The 23,544-nt window shown below is 69.7% G+C and carries 25 protein-coding genes and 1 tRNA gene; 17 read left to right on the top strand and 9 right to left on the bottom strand.

Annotation, left to right across the window (positions count from 1 at the left end; genetic code table 11):
- Positions 1 to 2: 2 nt before the first annotated feature.
- From AC1DTW_RS09280 to AC1DTW_RS09270, 3 genes are read left to right on the top strand one after another with little or no spacing between them, the layout of a single operon-like run.
- The gene (locus AC1DTW_RS09280) at positions 3 to 449 is read left to right on the top strand and encodes a YybH family protein (protein ID WP_477980762.1); all 447 of its coding nucleotides are present in this window, start codon (positions 3 to 5) and stop codon (positions 447 to 449) included.
- 7 nt (positions 450 to 456) lie between these two features.
- Positions 457 to 1,422: a YheT family hydrolase gene (locus AC1DTW_RS09275; RefSeq protein WP_477980760.1), complete on the top strand. Its 966-nt coding sequence runs from the start codon at positions 457 to 459 to the stop codon at positions 1,420 to 1,422.
- A gap of 14 nt (positions 1,423 to 1,436) precedes the next feature.
- Positions 1,437 to 1,970, top strand: a complete 534-nt coding sequence (locus AC1DTW_RS09270) for a DUF2946 family protein (protein WP_477980759.1) — start codon at positions 1,437 to 1,439, stop codon at positions 1,968 to 1,970.
- Positions 1,971 to 2,033: 63 nt separating this feature from the next.
- Here AC1DTW_RS09270 and AC1DTW_RS09265 read toward each other — a convergent pair whose 3' ends face one another.
- On the bottom strand, positions 2,034 to 2,915 hold the full coding sequence (locus AC1DTW_RS09265; protein ID WP_477980757.1) for a c-type cytochrome: 882 nt from the start codon (positions 2,913 to 2,915) through the stop codon (positions 2,034 to 2,036).
- Positions 2,916 to 3,071: 156 nt separating this feature from the next.
- Between AC1DTW_RS09265 and AC1DTW_RS09260 the strand changes: the two genes are divergently transcribed.
- The 5 genes from AC1DTW_RS09260 to AC1DTW_RS09240 all read left to right on the top strand — a co-directional run bounded on the left by AC1DTW_RS09260 (position 3,072) and on the right by AC1DTW_RS09240 (position 7,970).
- Positions 3,072 to 3,147: transfer RNA gene (locus AC1DTW_RS09260), tRNA-Arg, on the top strand.
- 73 nt (positions 3,148 to 3,220) lie between these two features.
- On the top strand, positions 3,221 to 4,213 hold the full coding sequence (locus tag AC1DTW_RS09255) for a M14 family metallopeptidase (RefSeq protein ID WP_477980756.1): 993 nt from the start codon (positions 3,221 to 3,223) through the stop codon (positions 4,211 to 4,213).
- A gap of 74 nt (positions 4,214 to 4,287) precedes the next feature.
- Complete coding sequence (locus tag AC1DTW_RS09250) at positions 4,288 to 5,766, top strand: PAS domain-containing sensor histidine kinase (protein WP_477980755.1); 1,479 nt, start codon at positions 4,288 to 4,290, stop codon at positions 5,764 to 5,766.
- Positions 5,767 to 5,769: 3 nt separating this feature from the next.
- A complete protein-coding gene (locus AC1DTW_RS09245) occupies positions 5,770 to 6,171 on the top strand; it encodes a response regulator (protein WP_477980754.1) in 402 nt (133 codons plus the stop codon).
- Positions 6,172 to 6,185: 14 nt separating this feature from the next.
- A complete protein-coding gene (locus AC1DTW_RS09240; protein WP_477980753.1) occupies positions 6,186 to 7,970 on the top strand; it encodes a response regulator in 1,785 nt (594 codons plus the stop codon).
- A 21-nt stretch (positions 7,971 to 7,991) separates the two neighbouring features.
- On the opposite strand, the gene AC1DTW_RS09235 is transcribed toward AC1DTW_RS09240, so the two are convergent.
- The 8 genes from AC1DTW_RS09235 to AC1DTW_RS09200 all read right to left on the bottom strand — a co-directional run bounded on the left by AC1DTW_RS09235 (position 7,992) and on the right by AC1DTW_RS09200 (position 14,453).
- A complete protein-coding gene (locus tag AC1DTW_RS09235) occupies positions 7,992 to 8,534 on the bottom strand; it encodes a hypothetical protein (RefSeq protein ID WP_477980752.1) in 543 nt (180 codons plus the stop codon).
- A gap of 32 nt (positions 8,535 to 8,566) precedes the next feature.
- The gene (locus tag AC1DTW_RS09230; protein WP_477980751.1) at positions 8,567 to 8,812 is read right to left on the bottom strand and encodes a GlsB/YeaQ/YmgE family stress response membrane protein; all 246 of its coding nucleotides are present in this window, start codon (positions 8,810 to 8,812) and stop codon (positions 8,567 to 8,569) included.
- A gap of 174 nt (positions 8,813 to 8,986) precedes the next feature.
- The gene (glxR, locus tag AC1DTW_RS09225) at positions 8,987 to 9,895 is read right to left on the bottom strand and encodes a 2-hydroxy-3-oxopropionate reductase (RefSeq protein WP_477980750.1); all 909 of its coding nucleotides are present in this window, start codon (positions 9,893 to 9,895) and stop codon (positions 8,987 to 8,989) included.
- A 30-nt stretch (positions 9,896 to 9,925) separates the two neighbouring features.
- Positions 9,926 to 10,714, bottom strand: a complete 789-nt coding sequence (gene garL, locus AC1DTW_RS09220; protein WP_477980749.1) for a 2-dehydro-3-deoxyglucarate aldolase — start codon at positions 10,712 to 10,714, stop codon at positions 9,926 to 9,928.
- Between the two features lie 24 nt (positions 10,715 to 10,738).
- Positions 10,739 to 11,710 carry a Bug family tripartite tricarboxylate transporter substrate binding protein gene (locus AC1DTW_RS09215; RefSeq protein ID WP_477980748.1) on the bottom strand — a complete coding sequence of 324 codons (972 nt, stop codon included), beginning with the start codon at positions 11,708 to 11,710 and terminating at the stop codon, positions 10,739 to 10,741.
- A gap of 36 nt (positions 11,711 to 11,746) precedes the next feature.
- Positions 11,747 to 13,111 (bottom strand): glucarate dehydratase, encoded by a 1,365-nt coding sequence (gudD, locus tag AC1DTW_RS09210; RefSeq protein WP_477980747.1) that lies wholly within the window; start codon positions 13,109 to 13,111, stop codon positions 11,747 to 11,749.
- 20 nt (positions 13,112 to 13,131) lie between these two features.
- The gene (locus AC1DTW_RS09205) at positions 13,132 to 13,584 is read right to left on the bottom strand and encodes a nuclear transport factor 2 family protein (protein ID WP_477980746.1); all 453 of its coding nucleotides are present in this window, start codon (positions 13,582 to 13,584) and stop codon (positions 13,132 to 13,134) included.
- A gap of 134 nt (positions 13,585 to 13,718) precedes the next feature.
- Complete coding sequence (locus tag AC1DTW_RS09200) at positions 13,719 to 14,453, bottom strand: FadR/GntR family transcriptional regulator (RefSeq protein ID WP_477980745.1); 735 nt, start codon at positions 14,451 to 14,453, stop codon at positions 13,719 to 13,721.
- A 203-nt stretch (positions 14,454 to 14,656) separates the two neighbouring features.
- Here AC1DTW_RS09200 and AC1DTW_RS09195 point away from each other — a divergent pair, with 203 nt between their 5' ends.
- Genes AC1DTW_RS09195 through AC1DTW_RS09155 form a run of 9 tightly spaced genes read left to right on the top strand, consistent with a single transcriptional unit; the run spans position 14,657 to position 23,537 of the window.
- Positions 14,657 to 15,451 (top strand): NAD-dependent epimerase/dehydratase family protein, encoded by a 795-nt coding sequence (locus AC1DTW_RS09195; RefSeq protein ID WP_477980744.1) that lies wholly within the window; start codon positions 14,657 to 14,659, stop codon positions 15,449 to 15,451.
- Between the two features lie 45 nt (positions 15,452 to 15,496).
- Positions 15,497 to 16,483 (top strand): TRAP transporter substrate-binding protein, encoded by a 987-nt coding sequence (locus AC1DTW_RS09190; protein WP_477980743.1) that lies wholly within the window; start codon positions 15,497 to 15,499, stop codon positions 16,481 to 16,483.
- 22 nt (positions 16,484 to 16,505) lie between these two features.
- Positions 16,506 to 17,000 carry a TRAP transporter small permease gene (locus tag AC1DTW_RS09185; RefSeq protein ID WP_477980742.1) on the top strand — a complete coding sequence of 165 codons (495 nt, stop codon included), beginning with the start codon at positions 16,506 to 16,508 and terminating at the stop codon, positions 16,998 to 17,000.
- Positions 16,991 to 18,343 carry a TRAP transporter large permease gene (locus AC1DTW_RS09180; protein WP_477980741.1) on the top strand — a complete coding sequence of 451 codons (1,353 nt, stop codon included), beginning with the start codon at positions 16,991 to 16,993 and terminating at the stop codon, positions 18,341 to 18,343. The genes AC1DTW_RS09185 and AC1DTW_RS09180 overlap by 10 nt, the downstream gene beginning before the upstream one ends.
- Positions 18,344 to 18,393: 50 nt before the next feature.
- Positions 18,394 to 19,428, top strand: coding sequence for a lactonase family protein (locus AC1DTW_RS09175; protein WP_477980740.1), 1,035 nt, complete (start codon positions 18,394 to 18,396; stop codon positions 19,426 to 19,428).
- 29 nt (positions 19,429 to 19,457) lie between these two features.
- Positions 19,458 to 20,837, top strand: coding sequence for a chromate efflux transporter (gene chrA, locus AC1DTW_RS09170; protein ID WP_477980739.1), 1,380 nt, complete (start codon positions 19,458 to 19,460; stop codon positions 20,835 to 20,837).
- A 41-nt stretch (positions 20,838 to 20,878) separates the two neighbouring features.
- Positions 20,879 to 21,730, top strand: a complete 852-nt coding sequence (locus AC1DTW_RS09165) for an RDD family protein (RefSeq protein WP_477980738.1) — start codon at positions 20,879 to 20,881, stop codon at positions 21,728 to 21,730.
- Positions 21,727 to 22,278: a DUF3617 domain-containing protein gene (locus tag AC1DTW_RS09160; RefSeq protein ID WP_477980737.1), complete on the top strand. Its 552-nt coding sequence runs from the start codon at positions 21,727 to 21,729 to the stop codon at positions 22,276 to 22,278. Before AC1DTW_RS09165 ends, AC1DTW_RS09160 begins: the two co-directional genes overlap by 4 nt.
- A complete protein-coding gene (locus AC1DTW_RS09155; RefSeq protein WP_477980736.1) occupies positions 22,275 to 23,537 on the top strand; it encodes a YbfB/YjiJ family MFS transporter in 1,263 nt (420 codons plus the stop codon). Before AC1DTW_RS09160 ends, AC1DTW_RS09155 begins: the two co-directional genes overlap by 4 nt.
- The last annotated feature ends 7 nt before the right edge of the window (positions 23,538 to 23,544 follow it).

Below are 23,544 nucleotides of genomic sequence, written 5' to 3'. Positions count from 1 at the left end.
CCATGGCCCGTTCCAAATCCGCTGCGGCGCCGCTCGCGTCGCCCGACGAGATCGAGCAGCAGTTCTACGAGGCGCTGCAGCGCGGCGACATCGACCGGCTGATGGCGGTCTGGTCCGACGACGACGAGATCAGCTGCGTGCACCCCGGCGGGCCGCGCGTCGTCGGCGCCGCGGCGATCTGCTCGGCCTTCGAGGCGATCTTCGCGAACGGCGCGATCAACGCGCGGCCCGAGAAGGTGCGGCGGCTGCAGACGCTGGCCTGCGCGGTGCACAGCGTGCTCGAACACATCCAGATCATGAGTACCGAGGGCCCGCAATCGGCCTGGGTCGTCGCGACCAACGTCTATGTGCAAACGGCGCAGGGCTGGCGACTGGTCGCGCACCACGCGAGCCCGGGCACGCCGCGCGCGGTGCAGGAGATCGTCGAGGCGGCATCGGTGCTGCATTGACGGCGCGATGGAACGCTACCTCGCGCCGCGCTGGCTGGTCGGCGGCAATGCGCAGACGATCTGGCCCGCGCTCTTCTCGCGGCGCTTCGAAGGACCCATGCCGCGCTTCACGCGCGAACGCTGGGCCACACCGGACGGCGACTTCATCGACGTGGACTGGCAGGGCGACAACGCCGAAGCACCGCTGCTGGTGCTGTTCCACGGCCTCGAAGGATCGTCGGCGAGCCACTATGCGCAGGCCTTCGCGCACTGGGCGCGGGCACACGGCTGGCGCTTCGTCGTGCCGCACTTTCGCGGCTGCTCGGGCGAGCTGAATCTCGCGCCGCGCGCCTACCACTCGGGCGACCACGAGGAGATCGACTGGATCCTGCGGCGCGTGCGCAGCCGGCAGCGCGGCCGCGTCGTCGCCGTCGGCGTCTCGCTCGGCGGCAACGCGTTGCTGCGCTGGGCCGAAGAGGCCGGCGAGACGGCCGCGCAGAGCGTCGGTGCGATCTGCGCGATTTCCGCGCCGCTCGACCTGGCGGCCGGCGGCCGCGCGATCGGCGCCGGCTTCAACCGGCAGGTCTACACGCCGATGTTCCTGCGCACGATGAAGCCGAAGGCCTTGCGCAAGCTCGCGCAGCATCCGGGGCTGTTCGACCGCGAGCGCCTGATGGCCGCTCGCACGCTGTACGAATTCGACAACGTGTTCACCGCGCCGCTGCACGGCTTCCGCGACACCGACGACTACTGGTCGCGCGGCTCCGCGAAACCGCACCTGGCGCGCATCCGCATTCCCGCGCTGGTGCTGAATGCGCTCAACGACCCGTTCCTGCCGGCGCACAGCCTGCCGCAGCGGCGCGAGGTCGGCGCGTTCGTGACCTTGTGGCAGCCGCGGCACGGCGGGCACGTCGGCTTTCCGGCCGGGCGCTGGCCGGGCCACCTTCTCACCTTGCCCGAGCGGGTCATGGGCTGGATGACCGGGCAGATCTGAGCCAACATTCGCGCATGGACGAGATCGTCAAGCAGGCGCTGAAGAAGTGGCCCAACGTGCCGCACTGCTACGACTGGCTCGCGCTCGACGCGCGCGGCGACTGGTACATGCGCGACGAGCGCATCCAGCACGCCGGGCCGTTCCCGCGCGTCAAGGGCAGCCGCATCCAGCACGAGAAGCTGCGCGAGTTCATCGAGCGCAACTACCTGCACGACGACGCGGGCTGCTGGTTCTTCCAGAACGGGCCGCAGCGCGTGTATGTCGAGCTCGAGGCGGCGCCATGGGTCTGGCGCCTGAGCGCGGGCGCCGGCGGCGCGCCGGCCGTCACGAGTCACACGGGGCTGCCGGCACGCGTCGACAGTGCATGGCTCGATGAACACGGCCGGCTGTTCCTGGCGACCGACCTCGGCTTCGGCGTCGTGCACACGCTCGACATGGAACTCGCGGCCGATGCCGTCGAGGCCGCGCACTGGTCCCCGACCGAGGCGCGCTTCGACAGCCTGCCGCCGCGTTTCGCCTATCGGCTCAAGCCGGCGCCGGGAGTCTGAGCGGGCGCAAAAAAAGCCGGCTCGCGAGCCGGCTTTTCGATCGCGCCGATCGGCGCAAGACGATCACTTGACGCTGTTGACCATGTAGGTCACGACCGCCTTGATCTCGGCATCCGACGCGGCCGAGCCGCCCTTTGGCGGCATCGCGCCCTTGCCCTTGATCGCGCTCGCGGTCAGGCCATCGACATCCTTCGCGGCGGCGAGGCGCGGTGCCCAGGCTGCCTTGTCGCCAAGCTTCGGCGCATTCGCGACGCCGGTGGCGTGACAGGTCTGGCAGGTCTGCGCGTACAGCGCCGGCACCGCACTGGCATCGGCCGCCTTCGCAGGCTCGGTCGCGGCGACGGTCGCAGCGGGCGTGGCCGCCGGCGTCGGGGCCGGCGCGGCGGCTTGCGCGGTCGTCGTCGCGGCGGGAGCCGAGGTGCCCGCCGCCGGCGCCTTCGGCTCGTCGAACTTCGCGCCGGCCTTGTTCGCCATGTAGACCACGGCGCGCCCGATCTCCAGATCGGTGAAATCGCCGCCGCCTTGTGCGCCCATGTTGCCCTTGCCGGCCAACGCCGAGTGCAGCAGCGCGTCGTAGCCGGTCTTGACGCGCGGCGCCCAGGCATCGGCATCGCCGAACTTGGGGGCGCCGACGAGGCCCGCTGTGTGGCAGGTCGTGCACTGCGCGGCGAAGACCTGCTCGCCGGTCTTCAGCGTCGACAGGTCGGATGCGTCCTTGACCTGCACCACGCCGACCGGCTGGATGCGCTGCGAAACCGATTCGGCCGTCAGCGCCTGCGTTCCGGCGGCCGGCCGCGGGTCGCTGGTCACGTACTCGACGAGCAACACGATCACGATGATCGGCACGACGAATGCATACAGGACCGCGAGGATCAGTTGCTTCGGCGTCTTGATGGGGCCTTCGTGCGGGCCATCGTGATCGTGCTGGTTCTGGGCGTCGCTCATGAGATCCTCAAACTGCGCAAGTCGGTGACGCGAGCGGGCCGGCGAGCCCCAAGCCCCGAAAGGGCCCGCGCAAAACCTGCAAATTATAGGGCCGGCGTCTGCGCCGCCCGAACGCCGCACCGGGCCGCGCAGGGTGCGCTGGTAGAATCACGCGCCGCGTCCGTAGCTCAATGGATAGAGTACTGCCCTCCGAAGGCAGGGGTTGCTGGTTCGATCCCAGCCGGGCGCACCAGCGTCGCGCGCACCGCGAATGGTCTTGCGATTCGCGTCGGCCGGCCACTGCCGACTGACCGTATTCTTGCCACATGCTGCGCCCCTTCGAGTCGATCCACTTCGCTGCGCCGACGGCGCGAGGCGCGCGCCTGATCGTCACCGGCGCGGTCCACGGCAACGAGACCTGCGGCAGCGTCGCGATTCGGCGCGTGGTCGACGACATCGAGCACGGCCGGCTCGCCCTCGCCGCAGGTTCGGTCACGTTCGTGCCGATCACCAATCCGCTCGCGTACGAGCGCCGCCAGCGGCAGGGCGACCGAAACCTCAACCGCAGGCTGGCACCGACCGACGATCCGCGCGAGTTCGAGGATCACATCGCCAACTGGCTGTGCCCGCTGCTGGCGCGCCATGATGTGCTGCTCGACCTGCACTCGTTTCACACCGCCGGCGAACCGTTCGCGATGGTGGGCCCCGAGAACAACGCCGGCACCCTCGAACCGTTCGCGCACGCCGAGCTCGAAGAGGCGTTGGCGGCGCGGCTCGGCGTGCGTCGCATCGTCGATGGCTGGCTCGAGACCTACGCCGCCGGCGTGAATCGGCGCATCGGCCAACAGGCGCAGCCGAATGACGCCGGGCTCGATCTGGATCCCGATTTCGGTGTCGGCACGACCGAGTACATGCGAAGGGTGGGCGGCTGGGGATTCACGCTCGAATGCGGCCAGCACGACGATCCGCAGGCGCCGCAGGTCGCCTACCAGGCGATTCGGAACACGCTGGCGCACCTGCGCCTGATCGACGCGCCGCCGCCGTCGCCGGTGGCCGGCGTCGAGGCGCTCCACTTGTTCGAGGTGGTCGACAAGGCCCATGAAGGCGACCGCTTCAGCCGCGAATGGGCCAGCTTCGATCGCGTGCGCGCGGGCGAGCTCATCGGCACCCGGCACGACGGCACGCCGCTGCGGGCCCCCAGCGATGCCCGGATCGTGTTTCCGAACCCCGCGGGCCAGACGGGGCAGGAGTGGTTCTATCTCGCCCAGGCTTCCCCGCGGTTCGCGGCCGGGCCGCCACCCGTGGCCCGACACCTGTAAGGTCTGACAGCTGGTGGGCTCGCGGGATGCCTGCTTTAATGCCGCCACCAAGGCATTCCGCGGATCCCGGATCGATGGAAACCGAAGCGATGGCGCTGATGGCGAATCAGTCGCCGGACGCGCTGATCCTGCTGACGACGCAGGGGCAAGTCCTGCAATGGAGCAGCGGCGCGCATGCCATCTTCGGCTTCGATGCCGAGGCGGCACGCGGCCGTTCGCTGGCCGAGTTGATCGTGCCGCCCGATCGCGCCGACGAGCAGGCGCAGCGCCTGCGCGAAACGCTCGACCGCGGTGCCGGCACCTACGAGTCGGTGCGGCGGCGCCGCGACGGCTCGCTGCTCTATGTCGACGTCTCCACCCGGCTCGTGCACGCGGCCGATGGCGCCGCGCTGATTCTGTCGGCCGAGAAGGACGTGACCCACATCAAAGTGCTGCGCGACGCCAAACTGATGGAGGCGCGCTTTCGTGACCTGCTCGAGTCGACGCCCGACGGCATCGTGATGGCCAACCCCACCGGCCACATCGTGATCGCCAACAGCCAGGCCGAACGCCTGTTCGGCTACGAGGCCGGCGAGCTGCGCGGCCGCTCGGTCGATGCGCTGCTGCCGGAGCGTTATCGCAAGGCGCATGTCGGGCATCGCTCGAGCTACTTCCTGCAGCCGCGCAAGCGCGCGATGGGCTCGGGGCTCGATCTCGCCGGGCTGCGCAAGGACGGCAGCGAGTTCCCGATCGAGATCAGCCTGAGCCCGCTGCGCACCGAAGAGAGCGCGTTCGTGATGAGCGCGATTCGCGACATCAGCGAGCGCAAGCGCTTCGAGAAGGCCCTGCAGGAGAAGAACCAGGAGCTCGCGAACGCGAACCAGGCCAAGGACCGATTTCTCGCCGGCATGAGCCACGAGCTGCGCACGCCGCTGAACGCGATCATCGGCTTCACCGGCACGCTGCTGATGAAGTTGCCCGGGCCGCTGAACGACGAGCAGCAGAAGCAGCTGCGCACGGTCCAGTCGAGCGCGCGCCACCTGCTGGCGCTGATCAATGACCTGCTCGACGTCTCCAAGATCGAGGCCGGCAAGGTCGAGCTGGTCTTCGAGGCGGTCGACTGCAACGCGGTGCTCCAGGAAGTGGCCGCCGCGCTGCGGCCGCAGGCGCACGACAAGGGCCTCGAGTTCATGGTTCACATCCCCGAGCTGCCGATCGTGCTGGGCACCGATCGCCGCGCGCTGAGCCAGATCATCTTCAACCTGGCCGGCAACGCGATCAAGTTCACCGAGTCCGGCGCTGTCAGCCTGACGCTGCGCGTCGAGCCGGCGGACGGCGTGCAGCAGGTCGAAGTGCAGGTCGAGGACAGCGGGATCGGCATCCCGCTCGCCGACCAGGACAAGCTCTTCGGCGCGTTCACGCGCGTCAACAGCGCGCGCCCGAACGCGCCCGAGGGAACCGGCCTTGGCCTGCACCTGAGCCAGAAGCTCGCCGAGCTGCTCGGCGGCAAGATCGTGTTTCGCAGCGAGAGCGGCAAGGGCAGCCGCTTCACGCTCGTGCTGCCGGGCGCCTAGACGATGGCCGCGCGCATCCTTGTCGTCGAAGACAACGCGGCCAACCTCGAGCTGGTGCGCTACCTGCTGACGTTCAGCGGCCACATCGTGCTGCAGGCGCGCGACGGCGCGCAGGGCATCGCGCTGGCGCGTCAGGAGCGGCCTGACCTGATCGTCTGCGATCTCCAGATGCCGCTGCTCGACGGTTACCAGGTGCTCGAGCAGCTGCGCGCCGACTCCGTCACCGCGACGGCGGTGATCGTCGCGGTGACGGCCTTCTCGATGCCCAACGACCGCGAGAAGGTGATGACGGCCGGCTTCGACGGCTACCTGTCGAAGCCGATCGAACCCGAGCGCTTCGTCGACCAGATCGAGGCGTTCCTGCCCGCGGCGCTGCGCTCGCAGCCACCTGCGGCAGCGCACTGACGAGCGCCCGGCTGATGGCGAAAGTTCTTGTCGTCGACGACCACGCTCCGAACCGCGACCTGCTCGTGACGCTGCTGACGCACGCCGGACACGCCTCGCTCGAGGCCGCCGACGGCCACCTGGCCCTCGCGCAGGTGCGCGCGGCGCGGCCCGACCTCGTCATCTGCGACATCCTGATGCCGACGATGGACGGCTACGAATTCGTGCGCCAGCTGCGCGCCGATCCGAGCATCGCGCACACCCACGTGGTCTTCTACACCGCGACGTTCATGGAGCGCGAGGCGCGCACGCTGGCGGCGTCGTGCGGCGTTTCGGACGTGCTGATCAAGCCCTCCGAGCCCGAAGAGATCCTGCGCGCGATCGAACGGGCGCTCGGCCACGTGAAGGCGGTCGAGCCGATGGCCGACACGACCCTGTTCGACCGCGAGCACCTGCGCCTGCTGACCGACAAGCTGGCGCTGAAGGTCGACGAACTCGAAAAGGCGAACCAGCGACTCTCGGCGCTGACCGATCTGAACCTGCAGCTGGCCTCCGAGCGCGATCCGCACGTTCTGCTCGACAAGGTCTGCCGCGGCGCCCGCGACCTGCTCGGTGCGCGCCACGCCGTGCTGGCGGTGCGCGACACGAACGACGGCGAGACGATGCACGTCACGAGCTGGGGTCTCGCGGCGGCCGAGGGCGAACGGCTGCGCTCGCTGACGGCCCTCGATGCCGGTGTGGGTGTGCTCGGTCAGGCGATGGCCGATGGCCGCGCGCGCCGCTTCGTCAGTCCCGGCGGCGACCCGGCCGGTGCCGGGCTGCCCGGCGAGTTCCCGCCCTGGCACAGCGGCCTGGTCGCGCCGATCGTTTCGTTGAACCGCGCCTATGGCTGGATCCTGTTGATCGACAAGCTGGGCGCCGACAGCTTCGCTGACAGCGACGAGCACATCCTGGCGATCTACGCGGCGCAGGCCGGCCGCATCTACGAAAACGGCAGCCTGTACAAGCAGATCAAGCGCACCGCGGAACAGCTGGAAATCGAGGTCGAGGAACGCAAGCGCGTCGCCCGCGACCTGAGCGTCGCCAACGACAGCCTGGAGCAGCGCGTCAGGCAGCGCACCGCCGAACTGCACGACGTGATCGAGGGGCTCGAGAGCTTCAACCGCAGCGTCTCGCACGACCTGCGCGGGCCGCTCGGCGGCATCGCCGGCGCGGCGCGGCTGGCGCAGGAGTTCATCGCCGAAAACCGGAACGACGAAGCCACGCAGTTCCTGGGGGCGATCGCGACCCAGGCCGATGCGACGACGCACCTGGTCGATGCCTTGCTGGCCCTCGCGCGCGCCACCGACGCGACGCCGGTGCGCCAGCGCTTCGACCTGCGTGCGCTGGTCGGCGAGGTGCTCGCAACGCTGCCGCAGGCCGGCCCGAGCGAGACGCTGCCGGTGGTCGTCGAGCCGCTGGCCGAGGTCGACGCCGATCTGGGCCTGGCGCGGCAGCTGCTGGTGAACCTGATCGGCAATGCGCTGAAGTTCGCATCCGATGCGCCGCGGCCGGAGATCCGCATCGGGCGGGTCGGCACGCCAGAGGCTGCGCTGTTCTTCGTGCGCGACAACGGCGTCGGCTTCGATGCCGCGGGCGCGCAGCGCCTGTTCAAGCCGTTCCATCGGCTGCACGGCTCGCGCTTCGAGGGCTCCGGCGTCGGGCTGTCGATTGTCAAGCGCATCGTCGACCACCACGGCGGCCGCCTCTGGGCCGAGAGCGAGCCCGGCCAGGGCGCCACCTTCTACTTCAGCTTCGGCACGGCCGCGCCCGGCGCCTGAGCACCCAAGCGCGGCCCGCGATCAGGCGCGGGCGTGCTCCGCCATCTTCGCCAGCGCGATGCTGAGCGCGGCGCTGCCGACGGTCTTCACGAGCGTCGGGTGCTCGGCGTAGAACTGGCTCAGCTGGTCGATGATGCCGGGGTTCGCCTGCTCGGCATGGCTCGCGATCACCTGCACCTGCTCGGGCGACAACTGCGAGGCCTGATCGGGCGTCAGCTGCGGCGTCGCTCCGCCCCCGGTCAGCCGGCCCAGCAGGCCGCCGAGCAGGCCGCCGCCGGAGCCGCCCTGGTTCAGCAGCGAGGCCAGCACCGCCGGGCCCATCCCGGCGATCAGCGAGTTCAGCATGCCGGCCTGCTGGTTCGGGTTCGACTGGCCGAACAGCTGGCCTGCCATCTCGCCGAAGGCCGGCGTCGAATCGGAACGGAACATCGCCGCCAGGCCGCTGCTGAGGATGTCGGTCGGCGCGTTCTGCGCGGCCTGATCGAAGTGAGCTTCGGCCTGTGAGGCCGGGGCGGCCGCGCCGCCGATGTATTGCTGCAGCAGGCTGCCGAGATCGAATGCCATGATGAATTCCTTCGAGGTTGGGGTGGTGCGGCCTACTTCTTCGCGGCCAGGTGGTAGCCCAGCAGCAGCACGACGGCGCCGATGATCGCGCCGATGAAGCCGGCGGACTGGCCAGCGGCATACAGGCCGGCGGCGCGGCCGAGGTAGGTCGCTGCGAGCGAGCCCCCGATGCCGAGCGCGGCAGTCAGGAAGAAGCCGCCCGGGCCGGAGCCGGGGGTCAGCATTTTGGCGACGAGACCGGCGACAAAGCCGATCAGAAGGGTCCAGATCAATTCCACGCGAAGCTCCGATGTGTCGAGTTGCCGGGGTGGCAACGGTGCGGCAGTCTCGGGGCGGTTCGCGGCGCGCGCAAAGCATGGCGCGGCGTTTCGGGGCTTAAGCGGCGAAGTCTCTGCCGCGTGTGGCCGCGCGGGCCACACGGGTGTGAAACCTTACCGGTCAGGCGCGCTGGCTCATGCGACCGGGTGCCCGGCCATCAGCTCCAGCGCCTGCACCAGCGCCGAGTGGTCGAGGTCCTGCCCGCCATGGGCGGCGCAGGCCTGCATCAGCTGCGCCGCGCCGGCCGTCTGCGGCAGCGCGACACCCAGCGCGCGCGCGCCGGCCAGCGCCAGGCTCAGGTCCTTCTGGTGCAGCCCGATCCGAAAGCCGGGTGCGAACGTGCGCTTGATCATCCGCTCGCCGTGCACCTCGAGGATGCGCGAGGCCGCGAAGCCGCCCATCAGCGCCTGGCGCACCTTGGCCGGGTCGGCACCGGCCTTCGAGGCGAACACCAGCGCCTCGCCGACCGCGGCGATGTTCAGCGCGACGATGATCTGGTTGGCGACCTTGCAGGTCTGGCCATCGCCATTGGCGCCGACCAGGGTGATGTTCTTGCCCATCAGCTCGAACAGCGGCCTGACGCGCTCGAACGCGGTCTCAGGGCCGCCGACCATGATGGTCAGCGTGCCGGCCTTCGCGCCGACCTCGCCGCCGGAGACCGGCGCGTCGAGGTAGTCGCAGCCGAGCGCGTTGATCTTCTGCGCGAAGGCCTTGGTCTCGATCGGCGAGATCGAGCTCATGTCGACGACGGTCTTGTCGACGCGGCCCGCAGGGTCGCTTCCCGATTTCGACAGACCCGCTGCCACGCCATCGTCGCCGAACAGCACGGTCGCGACGTCGGGCGTGTCCGGCACCATGATGAAGACGATGTCGGCGCGCTGCGCGACCTCGCGCGCGCTGGCGCAGCGCTGCGCACCCGCGGCGATGATTTCGGGCTTCGGCTCGCTGCGCGTGTGGATGAAGAGCTCGTGGCCGCCGGCGCGCAGCCGCAGCGCCATCGGCAGCCCCATGATGCCGAGGCCGATGAATCCGAGTTTGCTCATGTGTGGCTCCAGATTTCTTGACAACGAGGTTCAGGCGCCGGCCAGGTAGCGGTCGCGCAGGGCCTGCGTGCCGGCGCGGAACACGCCCAGGTCGCTGCCGACCGCGACGAAGGTCGCGCCCATCGCGATGTAGCGGCGCGCGTCGGCCTCGACCGGCGCGAGGATGCCGATCGGCTTGCCGGCGGCGCGGCCGGCCGCGAAGATCTGCGCCATCGCGTCCTGCACTTCCGGGTGGCTCGCGTTGCCGAGGTGACCGAAGCCGGCCGCCAGGTCCGAGGGCCCGACGAACAGGCCGTCGACGCCGTCGACCGCGGCGATCTCGGCCGCGGCCGCGACGCCCTTGCGGCTCTCGATCTGCACCATCACGCAGATCTGCTCGTTGACGCCGTCGAAGTAGCCGGCGACGGTGCCGAAGCGGTTGCTGCGCTGCGAGACCGAGACGCCGCGGAATCCCTGCGGCGGGTAGCGCGTCGCGGCGACCGCGCGCCGGGCTTCGTCGGCGGTTTCGATGAACGGGATCAGGAAGTTGTAGAAGCCGCCGTCGAGCAGCCGCTTCAGCTCGACCGGGTTGTTCCACGACGGCCGCACGACCGGCGCGCTCGGGCTGTCCTTCAGCGCCATCAGCTGCGGGATGAAGGTGATCACGTCGTTCGGCGAATGCTCGCCGTCGAGCAGCAGCCAGTCGAAGCCGGCGACGCCGAGCACCTCGGTCGTGATCGGGTTCGCCAGCGAGCACCAGCAGCCGATCAGCGTCTTGCCGGCGCGCAGGTCGGCACGAAAGCTGTTCGGGAACGGTTTGTACGGGGTGGGCAGTGTCATCGTGAGGAGTCCAGGTTCAATCAATCAATCGATCTTGATGCCGCCCTTGGTGACGACGCTCGCCCAGCGCTTGCGTTCGGCCTCGAAGAACGGGCCGAACTCGGCCGGCGACATCGTGTAGACCTCGGCGCCCTGCGCGGTCAGCCGCGCGCGCACTTCGGGCGAGCGGATGATCTTCGTCAGCTCGGCCGAGAGCCGCGCGATCAGCGCCGGCGGCGTCGAGGCCGGCACCAGCACACCTTGCCAGGTGCCCGATTCGAAGCCGGCCACACCTTGCTCCGCGATCGTCGGCACGTTCGCGAGCAGCGGCACGCGCGTCGGCTTCGAGACGCCCAGCACCTTCAGCTTGCCCGACTGCACGAACGGCAGGGTCGCGAGCATGCCGTTCATCAGCACCTGGGTCTGGCCGGCGATCGTGTCGGTGATCGCCTGCGAGCCGCCCTTGTACGGGATGTACTCCCACTTCGCGCCGGTCGCCTTCTCGACCGCGACGCCCGCCAGATGCGGCGCGCTGCCGATCGCGGTGACCGCGAAGTTCAGCTTCGTCGTCTTCGACAGCGCGACCAGCTCCTTCAGGTTGTTCGCCGGCACCGACGGGTGCACGACCAGCAGGTGCGGCGAGTACGCGAGCATGCCGACGCCCTTCAGGTCCTGGCTCGGATCGAACGGCATCTTGGTATAGACCGACGCGGTGATCGCCAGCGCGCCGACGTCGCAGAGCAGGATCGTGTAGCCGTCGCCGGGCGACTTCGCGACCGCGTCGGTGCCGGTGTTGCCGTTCGCGCCGGGTCGGTTCTCGACGACGACGGTCGTCTTCAGCGCCTCGGCGAGCGGCCCGCTGATCGCGCGCGCGATGATGTCCGACGAGCCGCCCGGCGTGTACGGCACGATGATGTGGATCGGCTTGCTCGGCCAGGTCTGCGCCTGGGCCAGCGGGGTCGCGAGGCCGACGGCCAGAACGGCGGCCGCGGCGATCAGGGTCTTGCGCTTGTTCATCGGGTCTCCGGGAGATCGTCGAGGTCGCGTCGGCGCTCAGCGCACCAGGCAGGGCCGCTTCGGGTCGAAGCGCCAGTTCGGGATCAGGTACTGCATCGCCACGCCATCGTCGCGCGCGCCCAGACCGTGTTGGTTGTAGAGCCGGTGGGCGCGCTCGACCTCGACCATGTCGAGCGTCACGCCCAGCCCCGGCGTCTTCGGCACCTCGACGAGGCCGCCCTTGATCTGCAGCGGCTGCGTCGTCAGGCGCTGGCCGTCCTGCCAGATCCAGTGCGTGTCGATGGCGGTGACGCGCCCGGGCGCCGCCGCGGCGACATGCGTGAACATCGCCAGCGACACATCGAAGTGATTGTTCGAATGCGAGCCCCAGGTCAGGCCCCAGTCGCGGCAGGTCTGCGCAACGCGCACCGAGCCGGCCAGGGTCCAGAAGTGCGGGTCGGCGAGCGGGATGTCGACCGCCTGCAGCGCGAGCGCATGGGTCAGCTGGCGCCAGTCGGTCGCGATCATGTTGGTCGCCGTCGGCAGGCCGGTCGCGCGGCGGAACTCGGCCATCACCTCGCGGCCCGAGAAACCGTCTTCGGCGCCGCACGGGTCTTCGGCATACGCGAGCACGCCGTGCAGGTCGCGCATCAGGCGGATCGCGTCTTTCAGCAGCCAGCCGCCGTTCGGGTCGAGCGTGACGCGCGCGGTCGGGAAGCGCGCGTGCAACGCGCGGATCGCATCGACCTCGGCCTCGCCGGCGAGCACGCCGCCCTTCAGCTTGAAGTCGTTGAAGCCGTAGCGCGCCTGCGCGGCTTCGGCCAGGCGCACGACCGCCTCCGGTGTCAGCGCGGCCTCGTGGCGCAGGCGCAGCCAGTCGTCGTCGGCATCGGGCGCGCTGTCGTAAGGCAGATCGGTCTTCGCCTTGTCGCCGACGAAGAACAGGTAGCCCAGCATCTCGACCGCATCGCGCTGCTGGCCTTCGCCGAGCAGCGCCGCGACCGGCAGCCCGAGGTGCTGGCCGAGCAGGTCGAGCAGCGCCGCTTCGATCGCGGTGACGACGTGGATCGTGGTGCGCAGATCGAAGGTCTGCGCGCCGCGCCCGCCGGTGTCGCGATCCGCGAAGCGCGTGCGCACCGCGCCGAGCAGGCGCTGCAGCGCGCCGATCGGCTCGCCGACGATCAGGGTGCCCGCGTCTTCGAGCGTCTTGCGGATCGCCTCGCCGCCCGGCACTTCGCCGACGCCGGTGTGGCCGGCGCTGTCGCTGACGATCACGAGGTTGCGCGTGAAGAACGGGCCGTGCGCGCCGCTCAGGTTCAGCAGCATCGAGTCGCGGCCGGCGACCGGGATCACGCGCAGCGCGGTGACGCGTGGCGTGCCGCGCGGGCTCGGATCGATCGCCGGGATGGAAGTTGAGCTCATCGTGGTGGTGGTTCGCGCGTTCACGCCGGCGGGCGCACCGCCTGGCGCGCGACCAGCTTCCATTGACCGGCCTGCTTGGCCCAGACGCCGAGGATCTTGATCGTCACCTTGCCGGGCTTGCCCGCGTCGTTGGTGTCGGCCGCGAGCGTGTGGCGCACGATCGCGAGCTGACCGTCGACGACCTTGATCGTCTGGTCGCTGATCGCGATCGTCACGAAGTCGGATCTGGCATCGAGCAGGTCGGCGATGAAGCTCGCCTTCGTGTCGACCTTGCCGCCGGAGTGGCCGTAGCTCAGGTCGTCGGCGACGAGGGCGTCGAGGCTCTCGCGGGTCGGGTCGATCATCGCGACGCGCAGCTTCTCGGCCGCCGCGGCGACGGCCGCGCCGTCGTCGGCGGCAGCACCGGAGGGTGCGCGCGTCGCGCAGCCGGCGAGCCCGGCGACCAACGCGATCGCGATCAATTTTTTCAACATGGTGTCTCCCCCGGCTTGTTGTGGCGCTGAACGATTGGCACCGAGTTGGCCTGTCGGCAGGCGCTCAGTTGTCAGTCATCGTACAACTATCGTAGAGCAAGGCCGCCTTCGGCACAAGCCCCGGCAAGCGCCGATCAGTGCTGCTCGCCGTTCAGCGCGGCGGCACGCCGGCGGCGCTCGCGGCTGTTCGCCAGGTGGGTGCGCATCGCGGCGCGCGCGGCCTCGACGTCCTGGTTCTCGATCGCGTCGAGGATGCTCAGGTGCTCGGCGTTGACGCGCCGCAGGTAGGCGAGACGCTCTTCATCGGGCGGGCGCGACGGGTCGAGCCGGGCGCGCGGGATGATCATCGTGCCGAGCGTCGCGAGCAGGTTCGCGAAGTGCGGATTCTGCGTCGCGCGCGTGATCTCCTGGTGGAACTGGAAGTCGGCCGCGACCGCATCGCGGCCGGCCTCGACCGCCTGCGTGAATGCATCCAGCGCATCGCGCATCACGACCAGGTTCTGCGCGGTGCGGCGCTGCGCCGCGAGGCCGGCGGCCTCGGTCTCGACGCCGATGCGCAACTCGAGCATCGCGACCACGTCGCGCAAGGTCGCGAGCTGCTCGGGCGCGATGCGGAACGCCGAGCCGTCGCCCATCCCGACGACGAAGGTGCCGACGCCGTGGCGCGTCTCGACCAGCCCTGAGGCCTGCAGCTTCGAGATCGCCTCGCGCACGACGGTGCGGCTGACGCCGAACTCGCCCATGAACGCGGCCTCGGTCGGCAGCTTGGTGCCGGGTGCGAGGCGGCCGTCGCGGATCCGGTCGCCGAGCGACTCGACCAGTTCATGGGCCAGCGTGCGGGCGCGTCGCAGCGGGGGAATCGGGTTCATCGGCTTCGGTACAAACCCCGACGGGGCGCCATTGACAGAGGTTGGTGGGTTGATACCATCGTCGCAGTTGTACGACAACCGATGACATTTGGAAAAGCATCCGTCCGGCGTGCGGCGAAAACAATCCGCGCTAACCCTCCGTCTGCCGCTTCCATTCTTTGCCCCGAGAACGCCGCCCGATGACCCGTGACGCCACTGCTCCGATGTTCGCCCGCCTGCTGCTGACCGGCGCAGCCGGCGGCCTGGGCCGCGAGTTGCGTGTGCGGCTGAAGGCGCATTGTGGCGTGCTTCGCGTCAGCGACATCGCCGATCTCGGCAGCGCCGCGCCGGGCGAGGAGCTGGTGCCCGCGGCGCTCGAGCGGCCCGACGCCATGCTCGCGCTGCTCGCCGGTGTCGACGCGGTCGTGCACCTCGGCGGCGTCTCGGTCGAGGGCCCGTTCGGGCCGATCCTGCAGGCCAACATCGTCGGCCTCTACAACCTGTACGAAGCGGCGCGCCAGCACGGCGTGCGGCGCATCGTGTTCGCGAGCTCGAACCACGTGACCGGCTTCTACCGGCAGGACGAGGTGATCGACGCGCGGATGCCGATGCGACCCGACGGCTATTACGGCATCAGCAAGGCCTTCGGCGAGAACCTCGCGCAGTTCTACTTCGATCGCTACGGCATCGAGACGGTCAGCCTGCGCATCGGCTCGTCGTTCCGCGAGCCGAAGGACCGCCGCATGCTGGCGACCTGGCTCAGCTACGACGACCTCGAGCGGCTCGTCGTCGCCGGCCTGACGGCGCCGGTCGTCGGCCACAGCGTGGTCTACGGGATGTCCGACAACAAGACGACCTGGTGGGACAACGGCCCGGCCAGGCATATCGGCTACCGCCCGCAGGACAGCTCCGAGCCGTTCCGCGCGGCCGCCGAAGCACGCCAGCCGGTGCTCGACCCGAACGACCCGGCCACGCTGTACCAGGGTGGCGGCTTCGTCACCAAGGGCCCGTTCCGATGAGCCGCGCCTGATCGATCACACCCAAGAATCCCAACGGAGACGACCATGAAATTCCAGCTCAAGACCTTGCCCAGCCTGCTCGCGATCGCGGTGCTCGCACTGTCGACTTCGGCCGCGACGGCGCGCACCTTCCGCTCCGCCGAAGTGCATGCCAAGGACTATCCGACCAACCGGGCGGTGATGCACATGAGCGAGGAGCTCTCCAAGGCGACCGGCGGCAAGGACACGATCAAGATCTTCGGCGACAGCTCGCTCGGCTCCGAGAAAGACACCGTCGAGCAGGTGAAGATCGGCGCGCTCGACATGGTGCGCGTCAACACCGCGGCCTTCAACGGCATCGTGCCCGAGTCGATGGTGCCGGCGCTGCCCTTCCTGTTCCGCGACATCGAGCACTTCCGCAAGACCATGTACGGCCCGCAGGGCGACAAGGTCCTCGCGGCGTTCGAGAAGGCCGGCTTCATCGGCCTGGCGCTGTACGAGAGCGGCGCGCGTTCGATCTACGCGAAGAAGCCGATCAGGTCGCTGGCCGACACCAAGGGCCTGAAGCTGCGCGTGCAGCCCTCGGACCTGTGGGTCAGCCTGGTCGGTGCGATGGGCGCATCCGCCACGCCGATGCCCTTCGCCGAGGTCTACACCGGCCTGAAGACCGGCCTGCTCGATGCGGCCGAGAACAACTACCCGTCCTACGACGAAGCCAAGCACTTCGAGTCGGCGCCGGTGTACTCGGAGACCATGCATTCGATGGCGCCCGAGGTGCTGGTGTTCTCGAAGAAGATCTGGGACACGCTGACGCCCGAGGAGCAGGTCGCGATCCGCAAGGCCGCGAAGGCCTCGGTGCCCTACTACGTCACGCTCTGGGAAGCCAAGGAGAAGGACGCCAAGGCCGCCGTGATCAAGGGCGGCGCGAAGATCGTTCCCGCCGCCGAGATCGATCGCAAGTCCTTCGTCGAGGCCGAGAAGCCGGTCTGGGACAAGTTCGCCAGCACGCCTGAGTTGAAGGCGCTGGTGTCGGACATCGTCAACACGAAGTGATGATTGCCGTGAGGGCGCAGCGATGAGCTGGCTCACCGCGGTCAACGCGCGGCTGTCGCGGTGGGCGATGTACCTCGCCTGCGCCTGTCTCGCCGGCCTGCTCAGCGTCGTCGTCTACGGCGTCGTGCTGCGCTATGCGTTCAACAATGCCCCGCCGTACGTCGAGCAGGTCGCGCTGCTGCTCGTGATCTCGGTGGCGATGTTCGGCGCCGCGGCCGGCGTGCGCGATGCCGGGCACATCGGCCTCGATTCGCTGGTCGCGATGCTGTCGGTGCGGCTGCAGTTCTGGTGCGGCATCGCCGTCCACCTGTTGAGCATCGTGTTCGGCCTGGCCCTGCTGGTCGGGAGCGTCGAGATGGCGATCTCGACCCATGGCAGCACGATACCGACGCTGGGCCTGTCCGAGGCCTACCGCTACTTGCCTGTCGTGATCGGCGGCACCCTGATCGCCGTGTTCTCCATCGAGCACCTGATCGCCAAGTTGTCTCGTACCAAGGTGGTTCGTTCATGGCATTGACGGTTCTGTGCTTGGGCTTCGTCGTCCTGCTGGTCCTGGGCGTGCCGGTCGCGTTCGCGATCGGCCTGGCCTGCCTCGCGACCTTCGCCGTCGAGGGCCTGCCGTTCGAGACCGCGATCCAGATGATGGTCTCGGGCATGAACGTGTTCTCGTTCCTCGCGATCCCGTTCTTCATCTTCTCCGGCGAGCTGATGCTGCACGGCGGCATCGCCGACAAGATCGTCGACTTCGCGCGCAGCCTGGTCGGCCACTGGAAGGGCGGCCTCGGCCTGGCGAACGTGATGGCCTCGACCCTGTTCGGCGGCGTCTCGGGCTCGCCGGTGGCCGACACCTCGGCGATGGGCGGCGTGATGATCCCGATCATGAAGCGCGAGGGCTACAGCGCGGCCTACGCGGTCAACGTGACGACGCACGCCTCGCTGTCCGGCGCGCTGATGCCGACCTCGCACAACATGATCATCTACGCGTTCGCCGCGCAGGCCGCCACCGGCATGATCGGCACGCACGTGATCAAGGGCGTGTCGATCGGCGATCTGATGTTCGCCGGCCTGATCCCGGTGTTCTGGATCATGGTCTGCATGCTCGTCGCCGCGTACTGGCAGGCCGCGAAGTACGGTTACCCGAAGAGCATCGACGGCCAATCGATGGTGCAGCGTTTCCCCGGCTGGAACGCGGTGCTGCGCTCGTTCATCGCATCGCTGCCCGGCCTCGGCGTGATCTTCATCATCCTGTTCTGCGTGATGCAGGGCATCACGACCGCGACCGAGGCCGCGGCGATCGCCGTCACGTACTCGCTGATCCTCACCGTGCTGCTCTACCGCACGATGACGCGCACCAACCTGATGAAGTCGCTCGCGCGGGCCTCGAAGACGACCGGCGTGATCCTGCTGCTGATCGGCGTGTCGAACATGCTGCGCTACCAGATGGCCTACCTCGAGATCCCCGACGCGATCGAGGCCGCGCTGCTGACCGCGACGACCACGCCGTGGCTCATGCTGCTGTACATCAACATCATCCAGATCATCCTCGGCATCTTCCTGGACATGGCGGCGCACATCCTGATCACGACGCCGCTGTTCCTGCCGCTGGCGATCCAGATGGGCGTCGGCCCGGTGCAGTTCGGGATGATGCTGCTGCTGAACTGCGCGCTGGGCCTGGTGCACCCGCCGGTCGGCACGGTGCAGTTCGTCGGCTGCGCGATCGGCAACATCTCGATCGGCGAGGCGACCAAGACCGCCTGGCCGTACTACCTCGCGATCTTCATCGCGATCACGCTGGTGACCTACGTGCCGGCGTTCTCGACCTGGCTGCCGACGCTGATCACCGGCCATCCCGTGCTTTGACCGGAGTTGCCGTGATGCGCTTTCGCCCCATCCTCTGGATACTCGCCCTGATGAGCACCTCGATCGCGGCGCGCGCCGCCACCATCGTCTATGTCGCGAATGCCGACAGCCAGGAGATCTCGGTGCTCTCGCTGGACCGCGCGACCGGCGCGCTGGCGGCCGTCGAGACCGTGCCCGTCGGCGGCACCGTGATGCCCATGGCGCTGAGCCCCGACAAGCGCGTGCTCTACGCGGCGCTGCGCTCGCAGCCCTTCCGTGTGGCGAGCTTCGCGATCGATCCCGCGAGCGGCCGGCTGAAGAAGCTCGGCGAGGCCGCGCTGGCCGACAGCATGGCCAACATCGACACCGACCGCAGCGGGCGCTGGCTGTTCGCTGCGTCGTATGGCGGCCACAAGATCACCGTCAACGCGATCGACAAGGACGGCCGGGTCGGCGCGGTCCAGCAACTGATACCCACCCGACCCAACGCGCATGCGATCCATGCCGATGCGGCCAACCGTTTCGTGCTGGCCACCAGCCTGGGCGGCGACAACGTCTCGCTCTGGCGCTTCGATGCGGCCACCGGCCAGCTCAGCCCGAACGAGCCCGCGTTGATCGCCACCGGCGCGAAGTCGGGCCCGCGTCACTTCGTGTGGGATGCGGCGCAGCGCCGGCTCTACCTGCTGTGCGAGCTCGATGCCTCGCTCTACGTGTTCGACTTCGATGCCGCCGGCGGCAGCCTGCGGGAGGTTCAGCGCACGAGCGCATTGCCACCCGGGTTCGCCGGCAAGCCCTGGGCCGCCGACCTGCACCTCGCGCCCGATGGTCGCCATCTCTACGCCTCCGAGCGGACCTCGAACACGATCACCGTCTACGCCGTCGATGCCGCCACCGGCCAGCTGCAGACGCAGGCCCAGGTGCCGACCGAGAAGACGCCGCGCGGCTTCGCGATCGACCCGTCCGGTCGCTACCTCCTCGCCTCGGGTCAGGAGTCGCACGCCGTCGCCGTCTACGCGATCGATCCGGCCAGCGGCGCGCTCTCGGCGCTGCAGCGCTACGGCGTCGGCAAGAACCCGAACTGGATCGAGATCGTCGAGCTGCCCTGAGGCCGCCGGTCAATGCCGTCGTCGAGCGCGTGACGACCGACCTGCCCGCCGACGAGCGTTCGGACGAGCGCGCCGCCGCGCCGCGTGCCGTCAGTTTCCGCGAGGCGCTCGCGTTCTGGCTCAAGCTCGGCTTCATCAGCTTCGGCGGGCCGGCCGGGCAGATCGCGATCATGCACACCGAGCTCGTCGAGCGCCGCCGCTGGATCAGCGAGAAGCGCTTCCTGCATGCGCTCAATTTCTGCATGGTGCTGCCCGGCCCCGAGGCGCAGCAGCTCGCGACCTACATCGGCTGGCTGATGCACCGCGGCCGCGGCGGCGTCGTCGCCGGCGGGTTGTTCGTGCTGCCGTCGCTGATCATCCTGATCGCGCTGTCGTGGATCTATGTCGCGTTCGGCCACGTGCCGCTGGTCGCCGGCATCTTCTTCGGCCTGAAGCCCGCGGTCGCCGCGCTGGTCGTGCATGCGGCGCACCGCATCGGCTCGCGCGCGCTGAAGAACCGCTGGCTGTGGGCGATCGCCGCGGCGGCCTTCATTGCGATCTTCGCGTTCGACGTGCCGTTCCCGGCGATCGTGCTGGCCGCGGGCCTGATCGGGCATCTCGGCGGCCGCCACGCGCCGGCGACCTTCGCGCTCGGCGGCGGCCACGGCGCCGCGCAGCCGGGCTACGGCCCGGCGCTGATCGACGACACGACGCCGACGCCGCCGCACGCCCGCTTCACGCGCGGCCGGCTCGCGCGCGTGCTGCTGATCGGCATCGGGCTGTGGGTCGTCGCGATCGCCGCGCTGCTCGCCGCGTTCGGGGTCGATGGCACGCTGACGCAGATGGCCTGGTTCTTCACGAAGGCCGCGCTGCTGACCTTCGGCGGCGCCTATGCGGTGCTGCCCTACGTGTACCAGGGGGCGGTCGAGCACCAGCACTGGCTCAGCGGCGCGCAGATGATCGACGGCCTCGCGCTCGGCGAGACCACACCGGGGCCGCTGATCATGGTGGTCGCGTTCGTCGGCTTCGTCGGCGGCTGGGCCAGGCAGGTGCTCGGGCCCGACGCGCTGTTCCTCGGCGCGGCGCTCGCGGCCGGCGTCGTCACCTTCTTCACGTTCCTGCCGTCGTTCGTGTTCATCCTCGCCGGCGGGCCGCTGGTCGAGTCGACGCACGGCCAGCTGAAGTTCACCGCGCCGCTGACAGCGATCACCGCCGCCGTCGTCGGCTTGATCCTGAACCTGGCGCTGTTCTTCGCGTTCCACGTGCTGTGGCCGCAGGGCTTGCACGGGTCGTTCAGCGTCGCGTCGGCGCTGATCACGCTGGCCGCCGCGCTGGCGCTGTTCCGCTTCAAGGTCGGTGTGTTGCCGCTGCTCGCGGCCTGTGCGGCGGCCGGGCTGCTCGTCACGTTTCTCCAAGCGCTGGCTCGCTGAGCGCGGATACAGTCGCGGCACCGCTGCGACGAATCCGACCTGTGCCGCCTCCGAACGCCATCGCACCAACGCCCGACCCGCGCGACCGCGTCACGCCCGATGACCTGAACGTCGACCCGGCGCTGCTCGGCGCGCCGCTCGCGCGGCCGGGCCGGCGCCTGTTCGCGATCACGATCGATGTCGCGATCGTCGCGCTGCTGTCGAACCTCGGCAACGTGTGGCTGCTGGCCGGCTTCGCGGTGATCGCGCTGGTGCACCTGCGCGGATTGCGCGCGGTCGACACGCCGCGGCGCCGCTGGCTGCTGTGGGCGCTGGCCGCGGCACTGCTCGCGTTCGGCGTGCAGCAGGCCTGGGTCGAGCGCGGCTCGGTGCATGACGAGGAGCGCGAGGCGCGTGCGCTGGCCAGTGAGTTGAAGAAGGGCCTCGCGACCGACGGCCTGCCCGAAGCGATTCCCGGGCTGACACCGCTGCAGACGGCGCAGACGCGCATCGCGGTGCTGCAGGCCCAACTCGTCGAGGCGCGCAAGCCGAAGGCCTTCGACCTGAACGAGCAGATTCGCACCTGGGCCGACGACGTCGGGCTCGGGCTGGGCTGGGCGATCGCCTACTTCTCGCTGCTGCCGGTGTGGTGGCAGGGCCAGACCATCGGCAAGCGCCTGCTCGGCCTGCGCGTTGTCGAGCTGACCGGGAAGCCGCTGACCGCGCTGCGCGCGTTCAAGCGCTACGGCGGCTATGCGGCCGGCATGGCGACGGGCCTGTTCGGCTTTGCGCAAGTGCTGTGGGACCCGAACCGCCAGGCGATCCAGGACAAGACGGCCCACACCGTCGTGATCGACTTGCGCCGTAAACTGGCCGAACCAAAGAGCCCGCCTTCTGCCGAGGAACCACGATGAAGTCGATGATCGTCCTGCCTGCCGCCGCGATCGTGTTGTCGACCGCACTGTGCGCGAACGCGCAAACCCAGGCGCCCGGGCTGTGGGAACACACGTTCACGATGAAGACGCAGAACGGCGAGATGGAACGGGCCATGGAGCAGATGCAGCAGCAGATGGCCGCGATGCCGCCCGAGCAGCGCCGCAAGGTCGAGGAGATGATGGCCAGCCGCGGTGTCACGATGGGCGCGAAGGGCACGACCGCGAAGTTCTGCTTGACGAAGGAGCAGGCCGCCAAGCCCGCCGAACCGCAGCTGAACGCCGACTGCAGCCGCCAGCAGCTGACCCGCAGCGGCAACACACTGAAGTACCGCTTCGAATGCAGCAAGCCGCACCCGATGCGCGGCGAGGGCGAACTGACCTACGCCGGCGACAAGGCCTACAGCGGCACGTCGACCGTCACGACGACGGCCCAGGGCCAGCCGCAGCAGATGCGCATGGAGCTGAGCGGCAAGTGGCTGTCGGCCGATTGCGGCGCGGTCAAGCCGATCGCGTTGCCGGCCCAGTGACGGGTCGCGCGCCGGCCCCGGGGTCTCATTCCGAAGGCGCGGGCCGCTGGGCCGTCGCGCTCGCCGGGGCGGTCTCGCTCGCGGTCGCGATGGGCATCGGCCGCTTCGCGTTCACGCCGCTGCTGCCGATGATGCTGCACGACGGCGTGATCGATCTGCATGCCGCGAGCTGGCTCGCGAGTGCGAACTACCTCGGCTACCTCGCCGGCGCGCTGCTCTGCACCTTCCAGCCGTGGATCTGGGCCAGGGCGCCGCGGCTGCCGGCGATCAACGGGCCGTGGCTGGTGCGTGCCGGCCTCGTCGCGACCGGCCTGCTGACGCTCGCGATGGCGCTGCCGATGGCCGCGCTCTGGCCGCTGCTGCGCTTCGCGGCCGGCGTCGCGAGCGCGGTGGTCTTCGTCTACACCTCGGGCTGGTGCCTCGCGCAACTCGCGCGGCGCGACGCTGCGGCGCTCGGCGGCGTGATGTACACCGGGCCGGGCGCCGGCATCGTCGTCAGCGGGCTGTTCGCCAGCGGCATGGTGCAGTGGCAGTGGCGCGCGGCGACCGGCTGGGCGATCTTCGGCGTGCTCGCATTCGGGCTGACGGCAGGGGTGTGGCGCGTCTTTCGCGCCAGTGCCGGGCCGCAGCCGGCCGCGAGCGCGAACGCGGCTCGTGGGGCGGGCGGCGGCAGCGGCGTCGGGCACGGCCGCGCCGAGATCGCCTGCCTGACGCTGGCCTACGGCATCGCCGGCTTCGGCTACATCGTCACCGCGACCTTCCTGCCGGTGATCGCGCGCGAGGCGCTGCCGGGTTCGCCGTGGCTCGACATGTTCTGGCCGATCTTCGGCCTCGGCGTGGTCGGCGGCGCGCTGCTGTCGACGCGGCTGAAGACCAGCGGCGACCTGCGCCTGCTGCTCGCCGGCTGCTACCTCGTGCAGGCCGGCGCGATCGGTGTCAGCGTCTGGAGCCCGAGCCTCGCGGGCTTCACGCTCGGCAGCCTGCTGCTCGGCATCCCGTTCACCGCGATCACCTTCTTCGCGATGCAGGAGGTGCGCCGTCTGCGACCCGCGCTCGCGCCGAGCTTCATGGGGCTGCTGACCGCCATGTACGGCATCGGGCAGATCGTCGGGCCTCCGCTGGTCGCGCAGCTGCTGAAGCGCAGCGCGAATGCCGGCGCCGGCTTCACGCTGTCGCTCGAGATCGCCGCGAGCGCGCTGCTGCTCGGCGCGGCGCTGTACCTCTGGATGGTCAGGGCCTATCCGGTGCGGCGGGCCTGACGGGCTT

The sequence above is a fragment of the Rhizobacter sp. P5_A1 genome, assembly GCF_056400745.1.
Note: the sequence above shows the minus strand (reverse complement) of the source record. Positions and strands in the feature narration are given on the sequence as shown.

Coding starts and splice junctions, on each gene's coding strand:
- AC1DTW_RS09275 (WP_477980760.1), top strand. CDS start 457: ATGGAACGCTACCTCGCGCCGCGCTGGCTGGTCGGCGGCAATGCGCAG.
- AC1DTW_RS09265 (WP_477980757.1), bottom strand. CDS start 2,915: ATGAGCGACGCCCAGAACCAGCACGATCACGATGGCCCGCACGAAGGC.
- AC1DTW_RS09250 (WP_477980755.1), top strand. CDS start 4,288: ATGGAAACCGAAGCGATGGCGCTGATGGCGAATCAGTCGCCGGACGCG.
- AC1DTW_RS09200 (WP_477980745.1), bottom strand. CDS start 14,453: ATGAACCCGATTCCCCCGCTGCGACGCGCCCGCACGCTGGCCCATGAA.
- gudD (WP_477980747.1), bottom strand. CDS start 13,111: ATGAGCTCAACTTCCATCCCGGCGATCGATCCGAGCCCGCGCGGCACG.
- garL (WP_477980749.1), bottom strand. CDS start 10,714: ATGACACTGCCCACCCCGTACAAACCGTTCCCGAACAGCTTTCGTGCC.
- AC1DTW_RS09175 (WP_477980740.1), top strand. CDS start 18,394: ATGAGCACCTCGATCGCGGCGCGCGCCGCCACCATCGTCTATGTCGCG.
- AC1DTW_RS09215 (WP_477980748.1), bottom strand. CDS start 11,710: ATGAACAAGCGCAAGACCCTGATCGCCGCGGCCGCCGTTCTGGCCGTC.
- AC1DTW_RS09205 (WP_477980746.1), bottom strand. CDS start 13,584: ATGTTGAAAAAATTGATCGCGATCGCGTTGGTCGCCGGGCTCGCCGGC.
- glxR (WP_477980750.1), bottom strand. CDS start 9,895: ATGAGCAAACTCGGATTCATCGGCCTCGGCATCATGGGGCTGCCGATG.
- AC1DTW_RS09270 (WP_477980759.1), top strand. CDS start 1,437: ATGGACGAGATCGTCAAGCAGGCGCTGAAGAAGTGGCCCAACGTGCCG.
- AC1DTW_RS09190 (WP_477980743.1), top strand. CDS start 15,497: ATGAAATTCCAGCTCAAGACCTTGCCCAGCCTGCTCGCGATCGCGGTG.
- AC1DTW_RS09255 (WP_477980756.1), top strand. CDS start 3,221: ATGCTGCGCCCCTTCGAGTCGATCCACTTCGCTGCGCCGACGGCGCGA.
- AC1DTW_RS09195 (WP_477980744.1), top strand. CDS start 14,657: ATGTTCGCCCGCCTGCTGCTGACCGGCGCAGCCGGCGGCCTGGGCCGC.
- AC1DTW_RS09160 (WP_477980737.1), top strand. CDS start 21,727: ATGAAGTCGATGATCGTCCTGCCTGCCGCCGCGATCGTGTTGTCGACC.
- AC1DTW_RS09280 (WP_477980762.1), top strand. CDS start 3: ATGGCCCGTTCCAAATCCGCTGCGGCGCCGCTCGCGTCGCCCGACGAG.
- AC1DTW_RS09245 (WP_477980754.1), top strand. CDS start 5,770: ATGGCCGCGCGCATCCTTGTCGTCGAAGACAACGCGGCCAACCTCGAG.
- AC1DTW_RS09185 (WP_477980742.1), top strand. CDS start 16,506: ATGAGCTGGCTCACCGCGGTCAACGCGCGGCTGTCGCGGTGGGCGATG.
- AC1DTW_RS09235 (WP_477980752.1), bottom strand. CDS start 8,534: ATGGCATTCGATCTCGGCAGCCTGCTGCAGCAATACATCGGCGGCGCG.
- AC1DTW_RS09180 (WP_477980741.1), top strand. CDS start 16,991: ATGGCATTGACGGTTCTGTGCTTGGGCTTCGTCGTCCTGCTGGTCCTG.
- AC1DTW_RS09240 (WP_477980753.1), top strand. CDS start 6,186: ATGGCGAAAGTTCTTGTCGTCGACGACCACGCTCCGAACCGCGACCTG.